Genomic DNA, 18,919 nt, shown 5'->3' with positions numbered 1-18,919 from the left:
GCTACTCCGAAACTGGGCCCGTAGGACAGGCTTCAGGGTCGGAGCGTGGGCATCCGCCCGACCCTTGAAAACAAGGTACTGCGGGGGTCGTTTCCGCCGCAGGACTTTGTTACTACGAAATGTAGTAGACCTGTCAAGCCTCCGCGGACTCGGCGCCCGTCGTCTCGACCGCGAGGTCGACGAGCTCCACGATCTCGTCGGCGAGCGGCGCATCGGGCAGGGCGAGACCGTCGATCTTGCGGACGCGCGCGGCCATGGTGACGCTCGAGATGAGCCAAACACCTTCCGCCGTAATGAGATCCGCCGGGCGCAGGGCCGCGTACTCGCAGCGGAAACCCTTCCCGGACGCCACCTCGTAGAGCGCCTGCTGAGTGGTTCCGGGCAGAATTCCGTGTTCCGGCGGCGGCGTGAGGAGCGTCTTCTCCCGGGCGATGACCACCGTGGAACGTGGCCCTTCCAACACATTGCCCTCGCTGCTGACGAAGATCACATCGTCGGCCCCGAACGTCGCCGCGTACCGCAGTGCCGCCATGTTCGTCGCATACGACAAGGTCTTCGCCCCGAGCAGCTGCCACGGCGCGCTCGCCGACAGATCCACCGAATAGCCCCGGGCGAGTGTGAGAACCGACACGCCGTCGCGTCGCGCGTCCCGGATCCGGTCGGAGACCGGCCCGACGGTGACGAAGGCCGTTGCGTCCCCACCGGACTCCCGGCCGCGGCTGAGCACGAGGCGCATCGCGCCCTCACGCTCGGACCCCCACTCCTCGACGGCCAGTTCGAGGGCCAGCCGCCAGTCGTCCAGGTCCTGGGTGGGCAAACCGAGGGCGCGGGCCGACGCGACCAGACGAGTGAGGTGCGGCTCCACCTTGAGTGCGCGGCCACCGCGCACCAACAGCGTCTCGAAGACACCGTCGCCGCGCACCACCGCCAGATCGTCCGCGTGCAGCAGCGGAGCATCCGCGTCGCGCACCTCGTGGTCCAGTGTCACCAGCACTCGATCAGACATGACACCCAGCCTATCGACCCTGCTGACCGTCACCCGCCGTCCATGGTCCCTAGACTGGGTTCGTGGTCGACAACCTGCCCGTCTCACCCAGTCCACTCGTCACGGCTTCGGGCGCGGTCCCTGCGCCCGAAGGTTCGCCCGACGCCGGCGTCGCCTGGCATCACGGCGATCCGCTCGGCGAACAACGCAGCGCCGAGCGATCCGCGGTGGTCGTCGACCGTTCCCACCGGTTCGTCATCGCGATCGGCGGACCCGAACGGCTCACCTGGCTGCACACCATCTCCAGTCAGCACGTCGCCGCGCTCCCCGACGGCACGAGCGCCGAGAACCTCAGCCTCGACGTCAACGGCCGCGTCGAACATCACTTCGTCCAGACCGACCTGGACGGTGTCACCTGGATCGACACCGAGGCCGACCGCGGTCCCGACCTTCTGTCGTTCCTCACCAAGATGGTGTTCTGGTCCAAGGCCGAGCCCCGCGACGGCAACGAGCTCGCCGTCCTCAGCGTCATCGGCCCCGACGCCGCGGCCGTCCTCGACGCCGCCGGGGTCGCCGCACCCGCCGAGCCGTATGCGGCCGTCGCGGTGCCCGGGGGCGGCTTCGCGCGCCGCATGCCGTGGCCGACCGCCGACTCCTTCGATCTGCTGATCCCCCGGGAAGGACTCGCGACGTGGTGGGGCCGGCTCACCGCCGCCGGTGCGGCGCCCGCGGGAACGTGGGCGTTCGAGGCACTGCGGGTGGCCGCCGTGCGTCCCCGGATCGGACTCGACACCGACGACCGCACCATCCCGCACGAGGTCCGCTGGATCGGCGGGCCCGCCGAGCACGGCGCCGTCCACCTGGAGAAGGGCTGCTACCGCGGTCAGGAGACGGTGGCCCGCGTCCACAACCTCGGCAAACCGCCTCGCCACCTGGTCCTGCTGCATCTCGACGGCAGCGCCGAGGGCCGACCGGAGCCGGGTGACCCGGTGACGGCGGGAGGGCGTGCGGTGGGCCGGGTCGGCACGGTCATCGACCATCACGAGCTCGGCCCCATCGCGCTGGCCCTCGTGAAGCGCTCCGTCCCCACCGACACCGAACTGGTGACCGGACCCTGCGCCGCATCCATCGACCCCGACTCCGTCCCCGTGGACGACGCCGTCCAGGCGGGCCGCGCCGCCGTCGACCGGCTCCGGGGCCGGTGAGCGACGCGACCGCGGCGGCCGGCGCGGTGCTGGCCGTCTGCGTGCTGCACACCGAGCGCGACAGCGGCACCCGGCGGGTGACCCGGACGGCCATCGACAAGCGCCCCGTCGACGGCCCCGTGCGCGTCACGACCGCCGGGCTGGCCGGCGACTACGTCTGCGACACCGAATTCCACGGCGGCACGTTCAAGGCGGTCTACGCCTACCAGGAGGACGAGGCGGCGCGCTGGGCGGAGGAACTCGGCCGCGAACTGCCCCCGGGATGGTTCGGCGAGAACCTTCGCCTCGACGGGATCGCCGCGAGCGACGCCGTCATCGGTGAACGCTGGCGGATCGGCGGCACCGAACTGGAGGTGACGAGTCCGCGGACGCCGTGCGGCACGTTCGGGGTCTGGGCGAGCGAGCCGGGCTGGGTGAAGCGGTTCTCCGCACGCGGCGACACGGGTGCGTACCTGCGGGTCGTCACCGAGGGGTCGATCACCGCCGGCGATGCCGTCCACCGCGTCCACGTGCCCGGCCACGGCGTCACCGTGCGCGACCTGTTCACCGGCCGCGACCCGGAACGGTTCGTGGCACTGCTCGAACAGCAGGAGAACCTCTCTCCGACCGTCGCCGAGAAGGCGCGCCGACGGATCGCCGGACTGGAAGTGCAGGTCACGTATTGAGCATCGAACTGGTCGAGGTCGTCCGTTCCGGATTCCGCGAATGCGTCCACCGCGGTTCCGCGGTGATCCTCCGCGCGGACGGCGAGATCGCCCTCACCCTCGGTGAGGTGCACACGCCGATCTACCCTCGGTCGTCGAACAAGCCGTGGCAGGCCGTGACCATGCTGCGGAACGGCTTCGAGCCGTCCAGTTCCGAGGAGCTCGCGATCGCGACCGCGTCCCACGAGGGCGAGTCGGATCACATCGAACTCGTCGAGCAGCTGCTCGCCCGGTACGGCCTCGACGAGGACCTGCTCCGCTGTCCCGCGGATCTGCCGTCCAACGAACTCGCCCGGGCCGAGCTGCTCGCCGCCGGTGAGCTCCCCCGCCCCGTGTACATGAACTGTTCGGGCAAACACGCGGCGATGCTCGCCACATGCCTGACCAACGACTGGCCGCTGGACAGCTACCTCGAGCCGACGCATCCGCTTCAACTCGCAGTGGTCGAGACGCTCGGGTCGATCAGCGGCGACGTCGACGCCGAACTCGGCATCGACGGATGCGGGCTGCCGATCGTCCCGCTGTCGCTGACGCACCTGGCGCGGGCGTTCGCCCGGCTCGTCACCGCCGAGCCCGACTCCCCCGAGCTCGCCGTCGCCGACGCCGTCCGCGAGCACCCGTATCTCGTTTCCGGCACCGGCAAGGACGACGCGCGGCTGATGCCGGTCGTGCCCGGACTGATGACGAAGGCCGGTGCCGACGGTGTCTACGCCGGCGCCCTCCCGGACGGCTCGGCGTTCGCGCTGAAGATCGACGACGGCCACGAACGCGCCCGGTTGCCCCTCGCCGCAGCGCTTCTGCACAGGATGGGCGCCGACTGGACCGAGGATCTCGCGGCCCTCGCGTCGCAGCCCGTGCTCGGCGGCGGCGTCCGGGTGGGGACGGTCCGGGCAATTCCGGGAGTCTTCTGAGGGCGAAATACCGGCATCGGGGCAGTTCGCGAGCCCGATGAGACTAAACCGACACCGCTTCGGGGTGTGGATGGAAGCGCGAGCGTGTTTTCCACGCTAGAGTGTGGGCAGGAACTTACACACTCAAACGGGGCCGCCAAATTCCCCAGGCCGCCCCGCGAAAGCGCGAGGGGGTCAGCCATGGGCCGCGGCCGGGCTAAGGCAAAGCAGACCAAGGTTGCACGCGAGCTGAAGTACAGCGTACCGACCACGGATTTTGACAGCCTGCAAAGAGAGCTCTCAGGTGGGTCGTCCAACTCGCATCGGGACGAGGTCTTCGCTGACCAGCGTGCCGACAGGGAGGGTCACTCCCGGGAGGACGACGACGACTGGCGGCGCTGAGATCTGAAGACAACGAAATGAGGGGGAGCCGATACCGGCTCCCCCTCATTTCCACATCTTCAGCCGGTCGGGGCCACTAGCTCGCCCCGTTCCGACCTACTGCGTCCGACCTAGAACCTCGGATGATCGCCCGCGAGAACCGCGCGATCCGCCGACACGTCGTGCGACTTCTTGACGCTGCCGAGCGTCCAGCAGTCGATGTGCCGTGCCGTCAGGACGGCCAGCGCGCGATCGACGTCCTCGGGCGCCACGATCGCGACCATGCCGACGCCCATGTTGAAGGTCTGCTCCATCTCGGCGCGCTCCACGCGTCCGCGCTGCGCGATCATGGCGAAGATCGGAGCCGGGCTCCACGTACCGCGGTCGAGTTCGGCGACCAGGCCCTTCGGCATGACCCGCGCGAGGTTGTTGGCGAGTCCACCGCCGGTGACGTGGCAGAACGTGCGCACATCGGTCTCGGCGGCGAGCGCCAGGCAGTCCTTGGCGTAGATCTTGGTGGGCTCGAGCATCTCCTCGCCCAGCGTGCGGCCGAACTCGTCGACGTGCGCCGTCAGGCTCATGTGGTCGATCTCGAGCAGGACCTTGCGGGCCAGCGAGTAACCGTTGGAGTGCAGTCCGGACGATCCCATGGCGATCACGACGTCGCCGGGGCGGACGCGGTCGGGTCCGAGCACCTGATCGGCCTCGACCACACCGACACCGGTCGCGGACAGGTCGTAGTCGCCGTCCGCCATCACACCGGGGTGCTCCGCGGTCTCGCCACCGAGCAGCGCGCAACCGGCCTGGATGCAGCCCTCCGCGATGCCGCTGACGAGTTCGGCGACCCGTTCCGGCACGACGCGCCCGACAGCGATGTAATCCTGCAGGAACAGCGGCTCGGCACCGCAGACGACGAGGTCGTCGACGACCATCGCGACCAGGTCGAGGCCGACGGTGTCGTGCTTGTCGAGTGCCTGAGCGACGGCCAACTTGGTGCCCACACCGTCGGTGGAGGCCGCGAGGAGCGGCTCCTTGTAGTCACCCTTGAGCGAGAACAGTCCCGCGAATCCACCGAGACCACCGAGAACCTCGGGACGGCTGGCGCGCTTGGCCAAGGGAGCGAAGAGTTCCACCGCCCGATCGCCTGCGGCGATGTCCACTCCTGCGGCGGCGTACGACGCGCCAGGGCGACTTGTCGGATCCTCGGTCATGTGGTTGTTACTCCAGCCTTCTGTTGCTCGTCAAAATCGTGTCGGTCGGGCAATCGAGTGCTGTGATTGCGTCCTTACGGTACCGGAGTACGTTCTCCGGCCGGACCCCGATGTACTGGCCTACGGCCGACTCAGGGCGTTCGCGTTGTCGTTCTCCCGCGTCGCGGGACTGCCTGCCGCGCTCTCGAGCATTCCCTCGAGAACGTTCTTGCCGATCGACGTCTCCGTGGGGAGCGCGATGGGGTACGTGCCGTCGAAACAGGCCGCGCACAACCGGGACGCCGGCTGCTCGGTGGCGGCGATCATGCCGTCGGTGGAGATGTAGCCGAGCGTGTCGGCGCCGATCGAGCGGCGAACCCCCTCGAGCATCTCGTCGAAGCTGCCGGGTTCACCGCCGCCGCCGGCACCGTTGGCGATCAACTCGGCCGGGGACGCGAAGTCGATGCCGTAGAAGCAGGGCCACTTGACCGGCGGGGATGCGATCCGGACGTGGATCTCCAGTGCGCCGGCCTCCCGGAGCATCCGGATGAGCGCGCGCTGCGTGTTGCCGCGGACGATCGAATCGTCGACCACCACGAGGCGCTTGCCCCGGATGACTTCCTTGAGCGGGTTGAGCTTGAGCCGGATACCGAGCTGGCGGATGGTCTGCGACGGCTGGATGAACGTGCGGCCCACGTAGGCGTTCTTCATCAGACCCTGGCCGTACGGAATGCCCGACCCCTGCGCGTACCCGACCGCGGCCGGGGTTCCCGATTCCGGCACCGGGATGACGAGATCGCCCTCGGCGGGATGCTCGATGGCGAGGCGACGGCCGATCTCGACGCGGGTGGAATGCACCGAACGTCCGGCGATGACGCTGTCCGGGCGAGCGAGGTACACGTACTCGAACACGCAGCCCTTGGGCTCGGGGTTCGCGAAGCGGGAGGAGCGGACGCCGTCGGCGTCGATGGCGAGCAGCTCGCCGGGCTCGATGTCGCGGACGAAGGACGCGCCGACGATGTCGAGTGCGGCCGTCTCGCTGGCCACCACCCAGCCGCGGTCCAGGCGGCCGAGGCACAGCGGGCGGATGCCGTGCGGGTCGCGCGCCGCATAGAGCGTGTGCTCGTCCATGAAGGTGAGGCAGAACGCGCCGCGCAGCGTGGGCAGCAGCGTCATGGCCGCCTGCTCGATGGTGCTGTCGGCAGCGGCGTGCGCCAGGAGGGCGCCGACGACGTCGGAGTCGGACGTGGCCCCGCCGGGACGCTTGTCGTTGACCAGTCCGGCCTCACGGGCGCGCTGCGCCAGCTCCGCCGTGTTGACGAGGTTGCCGTTGTGGCCGAGGGCGATGCCGCTGCCCGCGGCGGTGGTGCGGAAGATCGGCTGCGCGTTCTCCCACGTGGTCGAGCCCGTCGTGGAGTAGCGACAGTGCCCGACGGCGACGTGGCCCGGCATCGCGGCCAGGGTCTGCTCGTCGAACACCTGGCTGACCAACCCGAGGTCCTTGAAGACCAGCACCTGCGAACCGTCGGCGACGGCGATGCCTGCCGCTTCCTGCCCGCGGTGTTGCAGTGCATACAGTCCGTAGTAGGTGAGTTTCGCCACATCCTCTCCCGGCGCCCAGACGCCGAAGACTCCGCATTCTTCGCGGGGCTCGTTCTCGTCCTCGTCGGACGGGTTCGAGGAGAGGAGATTAGGACTGTGGACCGACAGATCGGCTCTGGTCACCGGGGTGCTCCCTGGGGATGGGCGTGTGAGGGGCAAGGTCAGTCTACGTGCCCGCCGCCGCTGCTTCGCCCACGGTGCCGCTCGAACCCGCCCGACTCCGGGACGGACGGACCGAAATAGATTAGTTTCGGTACCGATCAGTATCCTCGAACCACAGAGCGGGGGCTTTTCCGATGACCATCCGCAACACGGCTCCGACCGCAGCCGAACGCCTCCTCGGCGCCTTCGAGGGAGTGATGGGAATCCCCATTCCCGTGCACGTCCGATGCTGGGACGGCTCGGAGGCCGGACCCGAGTCCGACGTCACCATCGTCTTCCGCAACCGCCGGGCCATCCGGAGGGTGTTGTGGTCGCCGAACGAACTCGGACTCGTGCGCGCCTACGTGTCCGGGGACCTCGAGATCGAGGGCGACGTCTTCCGGCTGCTCTCCCTCCCCGGCCTCGTCGACCGGCTGGGAACTCTCGGCGTCCGCGGTTCCGACCGTCGGACCGTCCTGAAGTCGCTGTCGACGTTCGTCCGGCTCGGCGGCCTCGGGCTGCGGCCGACACCGCCGTCGGTGGAGGTGCCGCGGCGCCGCGGCACCAAACACAGCAAGGCACGCGACGCGTCGTCGGTCTCACATCACTACGACGTGGGCAACGACTTCTACCGCCTGTTCCTGGGGCCGACGATGGTCTACTCCTGCGGGTACTGGGACCAGCAGCCAGGCACTGCGACCGGAACCCTCGAAGAAGCGCAGAACGACAAACTGGACCTGATCTGCCGCAAACTCGGACTCCGGTCGGGGATGCGACTGCTGGACGTGGGCTGCGGCTGGGGTTCGATGGCCATCCACGCCGCCGAGAAGTACGACGTGTCCGTCGTCGGGGTCACCCTCAGCCACGAACAGGCCGAATGGGCGCGGGCCCGGGTGTCCGAGGCCGGGCTCTCGGATCGGATCGAGATCCGGGTTCAGGACTACCGCGACATCGCCGACGGACCCTACGACGCGATCTCCAGCATCGGGATGTCCGAGCACGTCGGCGACGCCGCCCTGCCGGTGTACGCGGCGCACCTGCTCCACCTCCTGCGCCCCGAGGGGCGGCTCCTCAACCACGCCATCGCCTCGGTCCGGTCGCTCACCGACACGGAGAACTCGCCGGGGCTGATCGAGAACTACATCTTCCCGGACGGCGAGGTGCTTCCGCTGAGCCGCACGCTCGACGCGTTCGAGCACGCCGGGCTCGAGGTGCGCGACGTCGAGGCACTCCGGGAGCACTACGCACTCACACTCCGGGCCTGGGTGAGCAGGCTCCGCGACTCGTGGGACGACGCGGTCCGGCTCGTCGGCGCCGAGCGCGCCCGCACCTGGTTGCTGTACCTCGCGGCCAGCGCCCTGGGGTTCGAGGAGAAGGGCCGGCTGACGATCCACCAGGTCCTCGCCATCCGGCCGTCCGACGGCGGGTCGAGCGGCCTCCCCCGCACCCGCGCGCTGTGGCTCGGATAAGCGTCGGGCCCGGATGAGCAGCGTGGGGCTCGGCTGACTACACGCGCAGCAGGGGAAGCCAGTGGGCGATCTCCCCGGCGCGGCTCCCCGACACCGAGACCCCGCCGTCGGTGGTCGCGCCGTCGAAGTCCAGCAGACCCGTCACCAACAGCAGCCACGTCCGCGGGTCGGTCTCCACGACGTTGGGCGGGGTACCGCGGGTGTGCCGGGGACCCTCGATGCACTGGACCGCGACGAACGGCGGCACCCGCACCTCCACACTGGACCCCGGCGCCACCTGCTCGAGCGTCCGCGCGCTGAGGCGGACCGCCGCGGCCAACTGGGTGCGGGACGGCTTCTCCTCGGTGTCGCCGCGCAGCCAGGGGCCGACCTCGAGGACGGCGGCTCTCAGTTCGGCGGGATCGACGGCACGACGCGAGGGCATGCCCTCAATCTACTGTGCGGGCCCGCGCCACCACGGCGGCCACCGCCCCACCGACGTTCACCGAAAGATGCAGCAGTGCAGGGGCTACGACGCTGCCGCTGCGCCGGCGAAGCCATTCGAACAACCACGCCGACGCTCCGGTGAGCAGCACGCTCGGGACGACCCCGTCTCCGGCGATCCGGGCGGCGCGCACGTGCCACAGCCCGAACGTCGTGGCGTGCAGGACGTCCGCCGTCGCGGCCGCCCAGGACCGATGGAACATCGCCGACAGGACGCTGCGGAACACCAGTTCCTCATGGATCACCGTTCCGACCGGGATGCGGAACCCGACCCAGCCCGCGAAGCCGGTGGCGCCGTCGCCGGCCGGCACGCGCGCCCGCAGTGCGGGGATGCTCAGCGCGATCGCGTATCCCGCCATCGGCACGACGGACGCGGCGGCGCCGTGCCGCAGCCCGGACCTCAGCTTCGAGACGGACAGGCCGAGTTCGTCGATGTCATACCCCGCGGCGCGCGCGGCTCCCACAGCCGACAGTCCGAGCGCACCTCCGGCGGCGGCCCGCCCGTACGGGCCGAGTCCCGTGCGGGGAAGCAGCACGTTGTTCCACACCAGCGCCGCCGTCGCAGCCGCAACGGAGGCCGGCCTGCTCATTTCTCCGGGCCCTCGGTCCCGGCGAGTGATTCGAGGGTGGAGCGGACGCGTTCGGTGTCGACGGCCGTCCACCCCTCGGGCTGAGCCACCGTGATCCAGCCGTCGAGAACGAGCGTCCCGTAATTGTGGCCGTGCCCGTCGGGGACGCCGGCGGCGTTCGTGAGGTCGGCGGACACCTGCCAGAACGTCACGAACGGAAACCACTTCATGGATGGCGAACGATCGTCGCCCGGCGGCTCCTTCAACCAGTCGGGCCGGGTGAACGCGAGGTCGGGCGACCACCACACGACGGGATCGGACGGGTGCTGGACGTACAGGATGCGCGGCGACAGCCATTCGCCGGTGTTCTCGACCATGTCGGCGGAGTCGTCGGCGAACCGCACCACCAGGCCCGCCGCGTACTCGGGGTCCACCTCGGGTGTGCCCGGGTCGCGGCGCTGGATCAGCTGCCCCCACAGTCGGTTCGAGTTGGGCGGCCCCACCCACAGCACACCGTCGACGGTCTCCCGGATGTCGCTGAGCGTGTCGAAGGCGCCCTCCCCGGCCTGGGTTCCGAGACTCTCGCCGTAGACGAGAAGTTTGGGCCGCGTCGCCTCGGGTTCCTGCAACCACCGCTCGTGCACACGGTCGATCAGTTCTTTGCCCGCTTCCGCGGCCTTCTCCCGGTCGGCGAGGAACGAGATCCAGCTCGGCAGGAACGAGTACTGGCTGGCCACCAGCGCCGTGTCACCGTTGTGGACCAACTCGATCGCCTGCGCCGCAGTCGGATTGACCCACCCGGTGCCGGTGGTGGGGATGACGACGAGCACCTTGCGCGAGAACGCACCGGTCCGTTCGAGTTCACCGATGACCACATCCATGCGCGCTTCGGTGTCCTCGGCGGTCTCGAGGCCGGCGTAGACGCGGATGGGGTCCTTGGCCGGTGCGCCGTTGGCGGCGGTGAGTTCGTCGGCGTCGAGACCCCGGGACACGAAATTCCGTCCCTCGTAGCCGAGACTGTCCCAGGGCGCGAGAGAGTCGGGGCTGCCGGACTTCTCGGGGTCGAGGGGCTGCTCGGCGCCTTCCCGGGTGGTCGAATTCTGCAGGCTGAACGCCGCGTTCGTGGCGGCGTAGATGCCGCGCATCAGCACGCCGTCGACGAGCAGGAAGAACAGCACCGTCACGATGAGGATGCCGACGGTGGTGGCGGTCGGAATGGCAAGGTGCCACCGCCGGATGAGGCGTGCCGCGATCCACCGCACCAATTCCCGGAGCAGCCGGTACCCCGAGATGATCGCGGCGCCCACGAGCAGGCTCAGGCCGCCCGTGCGGATGTAGCCGGTGGTGGTGGTTCCCTCCGCCCCCATCAGCGCGGCGAGTTCACGCTGCCAGGCCGCGGAGTACGCGAGCATCACGAGACTGACGGCCACGCACGTCACCGTCACCAGCACCCGCAGCCCGGTCGACCACGGTTCCGGCAGCGGCCACCAGGACCGGTTCCGCAGGAAATAGCGGCGCACCGCCCAGCCGATCGCCGTTCCCACCGTGTATCCGATGGCAGCGTTGATGCCGCCGATCAGTCCCTGGAACAGCCAGTCGCGGGGCAGCAGTGACGGCGTCAGCGACCAGCAGAAGAACAGCGTCGCGAACGCGATGCCGGTGAAGTCGAGTCGAAGGAAATGCCAGGTCCGGTCGAGCCGGGGGCCGTGGAAGAGCGCAGGATCGACTAGCCGCGAGAGTTCCCGCGGCCCCCTGTCAACCCTCTCCAATGCCCCCGAATCGACCATTCATCACCCGAACAATGCCGGTAGTGTTCCCTCGAACGTCGTGCGCAGTTCGGCCAGCGAGACCGAGAACTGACCCTGGACCTCGACGGAATCGGACCCCTCGTCCACCACACCGATGCGCACCCACGGGAGATTACGGGCCGTGCACATACCCGTAAAACGAGTTTCCTCGGTGCGCGGGACCGCGACGAGCACGCGACCCGACGACTCGGAGAACAGGGTGACGAACGGGTCGGCGTCGTCGGGAAGCAGGATGCGGCATCCGGTCTCGCCGGCGAGCGCGGCCTCGACGACGGCCTGCGCGAGACCGCCCTCGGACAGGTCGTGGGCGGCGGACACCAGTCCGTCGCGGGACGCCGCGAGGAGGATGTCGGCCAGCAACTGCTCCCGCTCCAGGTCGACCTTCGGCGGGACGCCACCGAGGTGACCGTGCTCGACCTGCGACCAGATGGACCCGTCGAACTCGTCGCGGGTGTCACCGAGCAGGATCAGGGTTTCGCCCGGTTCCAATCCGAGACCGGTGGGGATGCGCCGGTGCACGTCGTCGATGACGCCGAGTACCGCGACCACCGGGGTGGGCAGGATCGCGGTCGACCCGGTCTGGTTGTAGAAGCTGACGTTGCCGCCGGTGACGGGGATGCCGAGCGTCGCGCAGCCGTCCGCCAGACCGCGCACGGCCTGCTGGAACTGCCACATCACTCCCGGGTCCTCGGGGGAACCGAAGTTCAGGCAGTTGCTGACGGCCTTGGGGGTAGCGCCCGTGACGGCGACGTTGCGGAAGGCCTCGGCGAGCGCCAGCTGAGCACCGGCGTACGGGTCGAGCGAGGTATAGCGGCCGGACGCGTCGGTGGCGAGCGCGATGCCGCGGCCCGTCTTCTCGTCGACGCGGATCACACCGGAGTCGGCGTTCTCCGCGAGGACGGTGTTGCCGCGCACGTAACGGTCGTACTGCTCGGTGATCCACTTGCGGCTACACAGCGCCGGGGACGCGAGCATCTTCAGGAGCGTCGCCTTCAGTTCGTCGGCCGACTCGGGACGCTTCAGGCCCGCGGTGGTGTTCGCGACCAGGGCGTCCTGGCTCGCGGGACGCTGCACGGGGCGCTCGTACACCGGGCCCTCGTGGGCGACCGTGCGCGGCGGCACGTCGACGACGGTCTCGCCGTGCCAGGAGATGGTGAGCCGCTCACCGTCGGTGACCTCACCGATGACGGTGGCGAGGACGTCCCACTTCTTGCAGACCTCCATGAACGCGTCGACGTTTTCCGGGGTGACGACCGCGCACATGCGTTCCTGCGACTCGCTGGACAGCACCTCCGCCGCGGTCATGCCGGTGGCCCGCATCGGGACCTGCTCGAGGTTGATGTGCATGCCGCCGTCGCCGGCCGCGGCCAGCTCCGACGTGGCGCAGGACAGGCCCGCGCCGCCGAGGTCCTGGATGCCGACCACGAGCTTCGCGGCGTACAGCTCGAGACAGCACTCGATGAGCACCTTCTCGGTGAACGGGTCACCCACCTGCACCGCAGGCAGCTTCTTCCGGCCGGTACCTGATTCGTCACCGTCGAACGTCTCCGACGCCAGGACGGACACGCCGCCGATGCCGTCGAGGCCCGTGCGCGCACCGAACAGGATGATCTTGTTGCCGGCGCCCGATGCGAACGCGAGGTGCAGGTCCTCGACGCGCATCGTTCCGGCGCACAGGGCGTTGACCAGCGGGTTACCCGCGTAGGACTCGTCGAACACGGTCTCGCCACCGATGTTGGGCAGGCCGAGCGAGTTGCCGTAGCCGCCGACACCACGCACCACACCGTCGACGACGCGACGGGTGTCGGGGGCGTCCGCCGCACCGAAGCGCAACTGGTCCATGACGGCGATCGGGCGGGCGCCCATGGCCATGATGTCGCGGACGATGCCGCCGACGCCGGTGGCCGCGCCCTGGTACGGCTCCACATAGGAGGGGTGGTTGTGGCTCTCGACCTTGAACGTGACGGCCCAGCCGTCGCCGATGTCGACGACGCCGGCGTTCTCACCGATGCCCGCGAGCATCGAGGACCGCATCTCGTCGGTCGTGGTCTCACCGAAATACCTCAGGTGCACCTTGGACGACTTGTAGGAGCAGTGCTCGCTCCACATCACCGAGTACATCGCGAGCTCGGCCTCGGTGGGGCGACGGCCCAGGATCTCCTTGATACGGGCGTACTCGTCGTCCTTGAGGCCCAGTTCCTTGAAAGGCTGTGCGACGTCGGGGGTCGCGGTGGCGGCGGTGACGGTGTCGACCGGGTGTGCTGACACTGGAGGTGGGTCCCTTTCCCTACGGGAGTCGAAAGGCAAGCCGGGAGTCACGGTCGGCGCAAGCCGAGTGGCGACGAGCCGTACGTCAGTCTATCCGGCGGCTCGTTCCGGCACCGACCTGGCGCTCCCTGCAGGTTCTTCGTCACGCCGTCGGTGTGAGGAAGGCCGCAAGGGCGTCGGAATAGGCCCGCACGTCACGCGCGCCCATCAGCTCCCGCGAGGAGTGCATCCCGAGCTGCGCGGCACCCACGTCGACGGTGCTCAGCCCCGTCCGGGACGCCGTGATCGGGCCGATGGTCGAACCGCACGGCAGATCGGCCCGGTGCACGTACCGCTGCAGCGGCACACCCGCCTGGTCGCAGGCGAGCGCGAACGCCCCGGCTCCGGCCGCGTCGGTGGCGTAGCGCAGGTTCTGGTTGACCTTGAGCACCGGTCCCCCGTTGACGGCGATGTGATGGGCGGGCTCGTGCCGGTCCGGGTAGTTGGGATGCGTCGCGTGCGCCATGTCCCCGGACGCGCAGATCGAGCCGGCCATGGTCTGCAGGAATTCCTCGCGCCCGCCGCCGCGGCCGAGGACGATGCGTTCGAGCACGGTGCTCAGGAGATCGGAGAACGCGCCCCGATCCGACATGCTGCCCACCTCCTCGTGGTCGAACAGGGCGAGCACGGGCACCTGGTCGCCGGGGTTCTCGGCCGCCGCCAGCAGCGCCTGGGTGCCGGCGTAGCAGGTGCCCTGGTTGTCGAGGCGCGGCGCGCTGACGAGGTCGTGTTCGGTTCCGACGAGCGTGCTGGGCGCGAGATCGTGGGTCATCAGCTCCCATCCGAGCACCGCGCCGGCCGGGACCTCCGCGCGGTTCGCCACGAAGTCGATGAACGACCGGCGTTCGGACCCCACGCCCCACACCCCGTTGAGGTGGCGCTGCGGATCGAGGTGCACTCCCTTGCGGTCTTCGGACAGGTGGATGGCCAGTTGCGGCACGCGCAGGATCGGTTCGTCGACGCGGACGAGTTTTTCCTCCACCGCGTTGCCTGCCCGCACACTGAGCCGTCCGGAGATGCCGAGGTCGCGGTCGAGCCACGAGTTGAGCCACGCTCCGCCGTACGGTTCGAGCCCGACCAGCTGCCACCCTGCCGACGACAGGTCGGGGTGCTGTTTGACGCGCAGGTTCGGGCTGTCGGTGTGCCCGCCGACGATGCGGAAGGGCGCCGTCCGGCCCACCCCTTCGGTGCTCCAGGCGATGAGCGATCCACCGCGCACCAGGAAGTACCGGCCGGGTTCGCCGGGCCACGAGTCGGTTTCGTGCAGCTCGGTGAACCCGTTGCCGGTCAGCGACATCGACACGGTCGCGCACACATGGAACGGCGACGGTGACGCATCGACGAAGGTGCAGAGGCCCTGGGCGTCGGCCCACGTGGTGGAAGGCATGGTCTCAATCATGCAGGACCCGCAATCACGCGTGGGGACCCGAGACGCAGAACTGGTTTCCGTCGGGGTCGGCGAGCGTGACCCACCGGAAGCCGCCCATCTCGTGCCGCGCGACCTCGGTGGCGCCGTCCGAGCTCAGCCTGCCCACCTCGCCGTCGAGGTCGTCGGACGAAAGGTCCAGATGGATGCGGTTCTTCCCCGGTGTGGGATCGTCGACCTTCTGAAACGCCAGTTTCTGCGCGGAGCCGGGGAGAGCGACGACGTAGAACCAGCCGTCGTTCTCCTGCTCGATCGTGCCGGCCGTCTGCTTCGCCCACCACTTCGCGAGCGGACCGGGATCGAGGGTGTCGAACGTGATCATGCCGAGTGTGAGTGCCATGCCCGGACAGTAGTCCGGGCCACCGACACGGTTCGGGGTATCACAGGAAATCCTCGATCACCCGGACGGCCGCGTCCACCCCACCCGCAGAACGCAACTCGGCGGCGAGTTCGGCGCTGCGCGTCCGCACCGGCTCGGCGTCGACCCGTTCGAGCGCGTCCCGGAGTTCGTCCGGCGAGACGGTCGAACTGTCCACGCGCACCGCGACTCCCGCGGCGACGAGCGCGTCGGCGTTGTCGAACTGGTCGGTGGCCTGCGGCGCGGCGATCATCGGGGTTCCCGTGAACATTCCCTCGCTGGACCCGCCCATTCCCGCGTGGGTGAGGAACGCATCGGCCCGACACAGGATGTCGAATTGGGGTACCCAGCGATGGACCTCGACATTGCCGGGCACGGTGCCGAGTTCGGCGCCGTCGACGTGTTGCCCGATCTGCAGGACGACGTGCCAGCCGTCGAGATCGCCGAACGCCTCGAGGCAGCGCCGGTAGAAGTCGGCATGATCGGTGAAGGCCGTGCCGAGCGAGATGAGGAGCACTTTCCCCGCCCCGGCCGGACCCTCCCACCGGCCGTCGGCGGGCCGTCGGGTGGGCAGGGCCGGTCCGACGAATGTGTAGACGGCCTCGTTCACCCGGTCGGCGTTGGGCTGCATGGATTTCGCGATCAGCACCACCGCCCTGGCCGGGCGCCCGTAGAACTCGTCCGGGTCGGTCTCGACACCATTGTCCGACAGGAGTTTCCGCTGCCGTTCGTACAGCACGGCGCCCCGCGGGTCGGCCCGCATCGTGTCCACGAACGACTGCATGTCGTCCTCGTACCCCTCCCAGGCCACGTACGTCGGCGACAGCTGCACGATCGGCACATCCCATTCCTCGGCGAGGACACGGGCCGGGCCTCCCGCGATGTCGTAGAGGAACAGGTCGGGACGGTCGTTCTCGTACAGTCTTCGCAGTTGCGGCAGCATCGCCTCGTACTCCACCTGGAACAGGGTGAGCTGATCGATGGTGTCGCCGTCCCAGGTTCTGTCGGACTCCTCCGCCGCGCCCGCGGTGTTCACGCGCGGCAGCGTCGAGGTGTACTCCTTGAATTCGGCTCCGGTGCTCTCGACGACGTCCTTCATCGCGGCGTCGTTGGCGTACGTCACGCGGTGCCCGCGCGCGGCGAGCTCGCGGAGAATCTCCAGGCTCGGGTTGACGTGCCCGGGCGCCGGAATGCTGACCATGGCGATGTGTGCGCGTGGCATCTTCGTCCTTCCCCAGACGGGTCAGCGGGCGTCCTCGACGAATCCGAAATCGCCGTCCGCGAGGTCCTCGACATGGACGACCCGCCCGGACGCGTCGGCAAGCGGGATCTTCCAATTCGGGTACTGGGTCTCGTCGGTGCCCGGCTGATTCTGGATGCGGTACTCCCCCACGAGGTCGGCGAGAGCGACACCCGACAGCAGCGACGGGCTCCGGGCGATCAGCCGGTACAGCGCCTTCACGGTGTCGGGTATCGACGCGTCGTCCGCCAGCAACCCGCGGTCGCGCGCCAATTGCAGTACCGCCTCGCGCTGGTGCGCGTCGTGTTCCTTCTCCAGTTCGAGGTCGCGTTCGAGGAGCCCGAGCCGCGAACGCAATTCGATGTGCTCACCCGCGAGATAGCCCGCGGTCGGCGGAAGATCGTGCGTGGTGACGGAAGTCAGACACAGGGTCCGATATTCCTCCGGCGGCGTCGGACGCTCGCCGTCGTGCTCGAACCACAGGATCGATGTGCCCAGGATCCCGCGTTCGGCCAGGTAGTCCTGCACGACGGGTTCGAACACCCCGAGGTCCTCGCCGATCACCACGGCGCCGGCCCGCTCCGCCTCGAGCACGAGGATCCCGATCAGCGCCTCGTGGTCGTAGGTCACGTACGTTCCCTCGGCCGGCGACTCCGCATCCGCCGGGATCCACCACAGCCGGAACAGACCCAGGATGTGATCGACGCGGAGCCCACCCGCATGTTTGAGCACCGTCCGCAGCATGTCGCGGTACGGGGCGTAACCCAGCTCCGCCAGCCGATCCGGCCGCCACGGCGGCTGATTCCATTGCTGCCCCTGCTGATTGAAGTCGTCGGGCGGCGCCCCGACGGTGATTCCCTCCGCCAGGGCCGTCCCCAGCGACCACGCATCCGCACCGTCGCGCTGGACCCCGACCGCCAGATCGTGCACGATCCCGATGTCCATACCCGCTGCCCGGGCCGAGCCCTGTGCGTCGGAAAGCTGTTCGTCGCACACCCATTGGAGCCAGGAGTAGAACTCGATTCGCGGCGCCAGCTTGCGCCGTTGCGCCTCGACCCACTCGGCGTCGGGAGCAGCGGCCTTCGTTCGCCATCGCGGGTCGCCGGGCCGCAACTTCTCGGTGAGCGCGCACCACGTCGCGAAGTCACGCAGGCCATCGCCCTCGACGCGGCAGAACTCGTCGAATGAGTGTTGCCTGCTCGGACTGCGCTCGATCCGGAACACCCGTTCGAGCACCCGGAGTTTGGCGCGGTACGACGCATTTCGGGCGATCCGGTCGGACCGGTCGTTCGCCCGCTCGAAACGCGCTGCGGCGTCGCGCATCCGCGCGTGACGTCGCGTCGAGAGATACGCGGTCTCCGGGATGTTCTCGACCCGGATGTACATCGGGTTGACGTAGCGGCGGGTGGTCGGCAGATACGGCGACGCCTCGATCGGCGGCCGGGGCTGCGCGGCGTGCAGCGGATTGACCAGAACGTAGTCGGCGCCGTGGACGGACCCGAAGATCGACGCGAGATCCGCGAGGTCGCCGAAGTCGCCGACACCCCAGGAACGGTGCGACCGGACCGAATACAACTGCGTGAGCACACCCCAGCGCCTGCGGTCGCGCACACTGTCGGACGTCGACAACCGTACCGGCGTGACCACGAGAGTGCACGACGAGGACGCGAGGGACGTCGACGCTCGCACCGTGTGCCAGCCGCACGGAATCCCGGACGGAACGGCGAATGTGGCACGGCCGATCAACTCTCCGTCGACCTCGCGCGGATCGACCCACACCTGCAGCTGACGCGCGGCCACCGTCCCGCCCGCCTCCGTGTCGATCCGGACGTCCACGGGTTCGCCGTGCGGAACGTGCACCACGAACCGAGTCTCGGATCCCTCCACCCCGACGACGACAGGCGGCAGCATCCGCCGCCACGGCGCCGCGTCGCAGTCGGACAGGGCGCTCCGCACCTCGTCGTCCGTGTCCGCGGTCACGTCGAGCGCCGCGAGAACACGCCGCAGCGTGTCGTCGCCCACATCGTGACTCTGCTGATCCCAACCCCGGTACGACGTCGCCACCCCGTGCCGGGCCGCGAGGTCACGCAACTGCTCGGTGTACGCCACCCGTCGATCGTGCCAGTTCACGCCGGGATCTGCGCGGCTTCCGATCCGGCGG

Annotated in this window: 16 protein-coding genes; 5 read left to right on the top strand and 11 right to left on the bottom strand. The window is 69.3% G+C overall.

Going from position 1 to position 18,919, the window contains the following annotated elements; genetic code table 11:
* Positions 1 to 133: 133 nt before the first annotated feature.
* Positions 134 to 1,006, bottom strand: coding sequence for an aminodeoxychorismate lyase (locus tag ACFTWF_RS05375; protein WP_378460240.1), 873 nt, complete (start codon positions 1,004 to 1,006; stop codon positions 134 to 136).
* A 62-nt stretch (positions 1,007 to 1,068) separates the two neighbouring features.
* Here ACFTWF_RS05375 and ACFTWF_RS05370 point away from each other — a divergent pair, with 62 nt between their 5' ends.
* From ACFTWF_RS05370 to ACFTWF_RS05355, 4 genes are all read left to right on the top strand, one after another.
* Positions 1,069 to 2,190, top strand: a complete 1,122-nt coding sequence (locus tag ACFTWF_RS05370) for a YgfZ/GcvT domain-containing protein (protein WP_378460239.1) — start codon at positions 1,069 to 1,071, stop codon at positions 2,188 to 2,190.
* A complete protein-coding gene (locus tag ACFTWF_RS05365; protein WP_378460238.1) occupies positions 2,187 to 2,855 on the top strand; it encodes an MOSC domain-containing protein in 669 nt (222 codons plus the stop codon). The genes ACFTWF_RS05370 and ACFTWF_RS05365 overlap by 4 nt, the downstream gene beginning before the upstream one ends.
* Positions 2,852 to 3,805: an asparaginase gene (locus tag ACFTWF_RS05360; protein WP_378460237.1), complete on the top strand. Its 954-nt coding sequence runs from the start codon at positions 2,852 to 2,854 to the stop codon at positions 3,803 to 3,805. The genes ACFTWF_RS05365 and ACFTWF_RS05360 overlap by 4 nt, the downstream gene beginning before the upstream one ends.
* A gap of 180 nt (positions 3,806 to 3,985) precedes the next feature.
* Positions 3,986 to 4,186 (top strand): DUF3073 domain-containing protein, encoded by a 201-nt coding sequence (locus ACFTWF_RS05355; RefSeq protein WP_005244376.1) that lies wholly within the window; start codon positions 3,986 to 3,988, stop codon positions 4,184 to 4,186.
* Positions 4,187 to 4,296: 110 nt separating this feature from the next.
* Here the strand turns inward: ACFTWF_RS05355 and purM are convergent, their stop codons facing one another.
* Entirely contained in the window at positions 4,297 to 5,376 is a 1,080-nt protein-coding gene (gene purM / locus ACFTWF_RS05350; RefSeq protein ID WP_378460236.1) for a phosphoribosylformylglycinamidine cyclo-ligase, read from the bottom strand.
* Positions 5,377 to 5,496: 120 nt separating this feature from the next.
* Positions 5,497 to 7,080 (bottom strand): amidophosphoribosyltransferase, encoded by a 1,584-nt coding sequence (gene purF / locus ACFTWF_RS05345; RefSeq protein ID WP_378460235.1) that lies wholly within the window; start codon positions 7,078 to 7,080, stop codon positions 5,497 to 5,499.
* Between the two features lie 173 nt (positions 7,081 to 7,253).
* Here purF and ACFTWF_RS05340 point away from each other — a divergent pair, with 173 nt between their 5' ends.
* Positions 7,254 to 8,567: a class I SAM-dependent methyltransferase gene (locus ACFTWF_RS05340; RefSeq protein WP_378460234.1), complete on the top strand. Its 1,314-nt coding sequence runs from the start codon at positions 7,254 to 7,256 to the stop codon at positions 8,565 to 8,567.
* 37 nt (positions 8,568 to 8,604) lie between these two features.
* On the opposite strand, the gene ACFTWF_RS05335 is transcribed toward ACFTWF_RS05340, so the two are convergent.
* The 8 genes from ACFTWF_RS05335 to malQ all read right to left on the bottom strand — a co-directional run bounded on the left by ACFTWF_RS05335 (position 8,605) and on the right by malQ (position 18,867).
* Positions 8,605 to 8,991: a sterol carrier family protein gene (locus tag ACFTWF_RS05335; RefSeq protein ID WP_378460233.1), complete on the bottom strand. Its 387-nt coding sequence runs from the start codon at positions 8,989 to 8,991 to the stop codon at positions 8,605 to 8,607.
* Between the two features lie 4 nt (positions 8,992 to 8,995).
* Positions 8,996 to 9,640 carry a CPBP family intramembrane glutamic endopeptidase gene (locus ACFTWF_RS05330; protein WP_378460232.1) on the bottom strand — a complete coding sequence of 215 codons (645 nt, stop codon included), beginning with the start codon at positions 9,638 to 9,640 and terminating at the stop codon, positions 8,996 to 8,998.
* The gene (locus ACFTWF_RS05325) at positions 9,637 to 11,406 is read right to left on the bottom strand and encodes an alpha/beta hydrolase (RefSeq protein WP_378460231.1); all 1,770 of its coding nucleotides are present in this window, start codon (positions 11,404 to 11,406) and stop codon (positions 9,637 to 9,639) included. The genes ACFTWF_RS05330 and ACFTWF_RS05325 overlap by 4 nt, the downstream gene beginning before the upstream one ends.
* A gap of 3 nt (positions 11,407 to 11,409) precedes the next feature.
* Positions 11,410 to 13,695: a phosphoribosylformylglycinamidine synthase subunit PurL gene (gene purL, locus ACFTWF_RS05320; RefSeq protein ID WP_378460230.1), complete on the bottom strand. Its 2,286-nt coding sequence runs from the start codon at positions 13,693 to 13,695 to the stop codon at positions 11,410 to 11,412.
* Positions 13,696 to 13,837: 142 nt separating this feature from the next.
* On the bottom strand, positions 13,838 to 15,121 hold the full coding sequence (locus tag ACFTWF_RS05315; protein WP_378460229.1) for a M18 family aminopeptidase: 1,284 nt from the start codon (positions 15,119 to 15,121) through the stop codon (positions 13,838 to 13,840).
* 25 nt (positions 15,122 to 15,146) lie between these two features.
* A complete protein-coding gene (locus tag ACFTWF_RS05310; RefSeq protein WP_185725631.1) occupies positions 15,147 to 15,500 on the bottom strand; it encodes a VOC family protein in 354 nt (117 codons plus the stop codon).
* Between the two features lie 40 nt (positions 15,501 to 15,540).
* A complete protein-coding gene (locus ACFTWF_RS05305; RefSeq protein WP_378460228.1) occupies positions 15,541 to 16,740 on the bottom strand; it encodes a macrolide family glycosyltransferase in 1,200 nt (399 codons plus the stop codon).
* A gap of 21 nt (positions 16,741 to 16,761) precedes the next feature.
* The gene (gene malQ, locus ACFTWF_RS05300) at positions 16,762 to 18,867 is read right to left on the bottom strand and encodes a 4-alpha-glucanotransferase (protein WP_378460561.1); all 2,106 of its coding nucleotides are present in this window, start codon (positions 18,865 to 18,867) and stop codon (positions 16,762 to 16,764) included.
* Positions 18,868 to 18,919 lie beyond the last annotated feature (52 nt).

Origin of the sequence: Rhodococcus sp. NPDC056960 (assembly GCF_042674125.1) — a bacterium.
In the GTDB taxonomy this organism is placed as follows: domain Bacteria; phylum Actinomycetota; class Actinomycetes; order Mycobacteriales; family Mycobacteriaceae; genus Rhodococcus_F.
The sequence above is the reverse complement of the archived record's forward strand: the minus strand, read 5'-3'. Positions and strand labels throughout refer to the sequence as shown.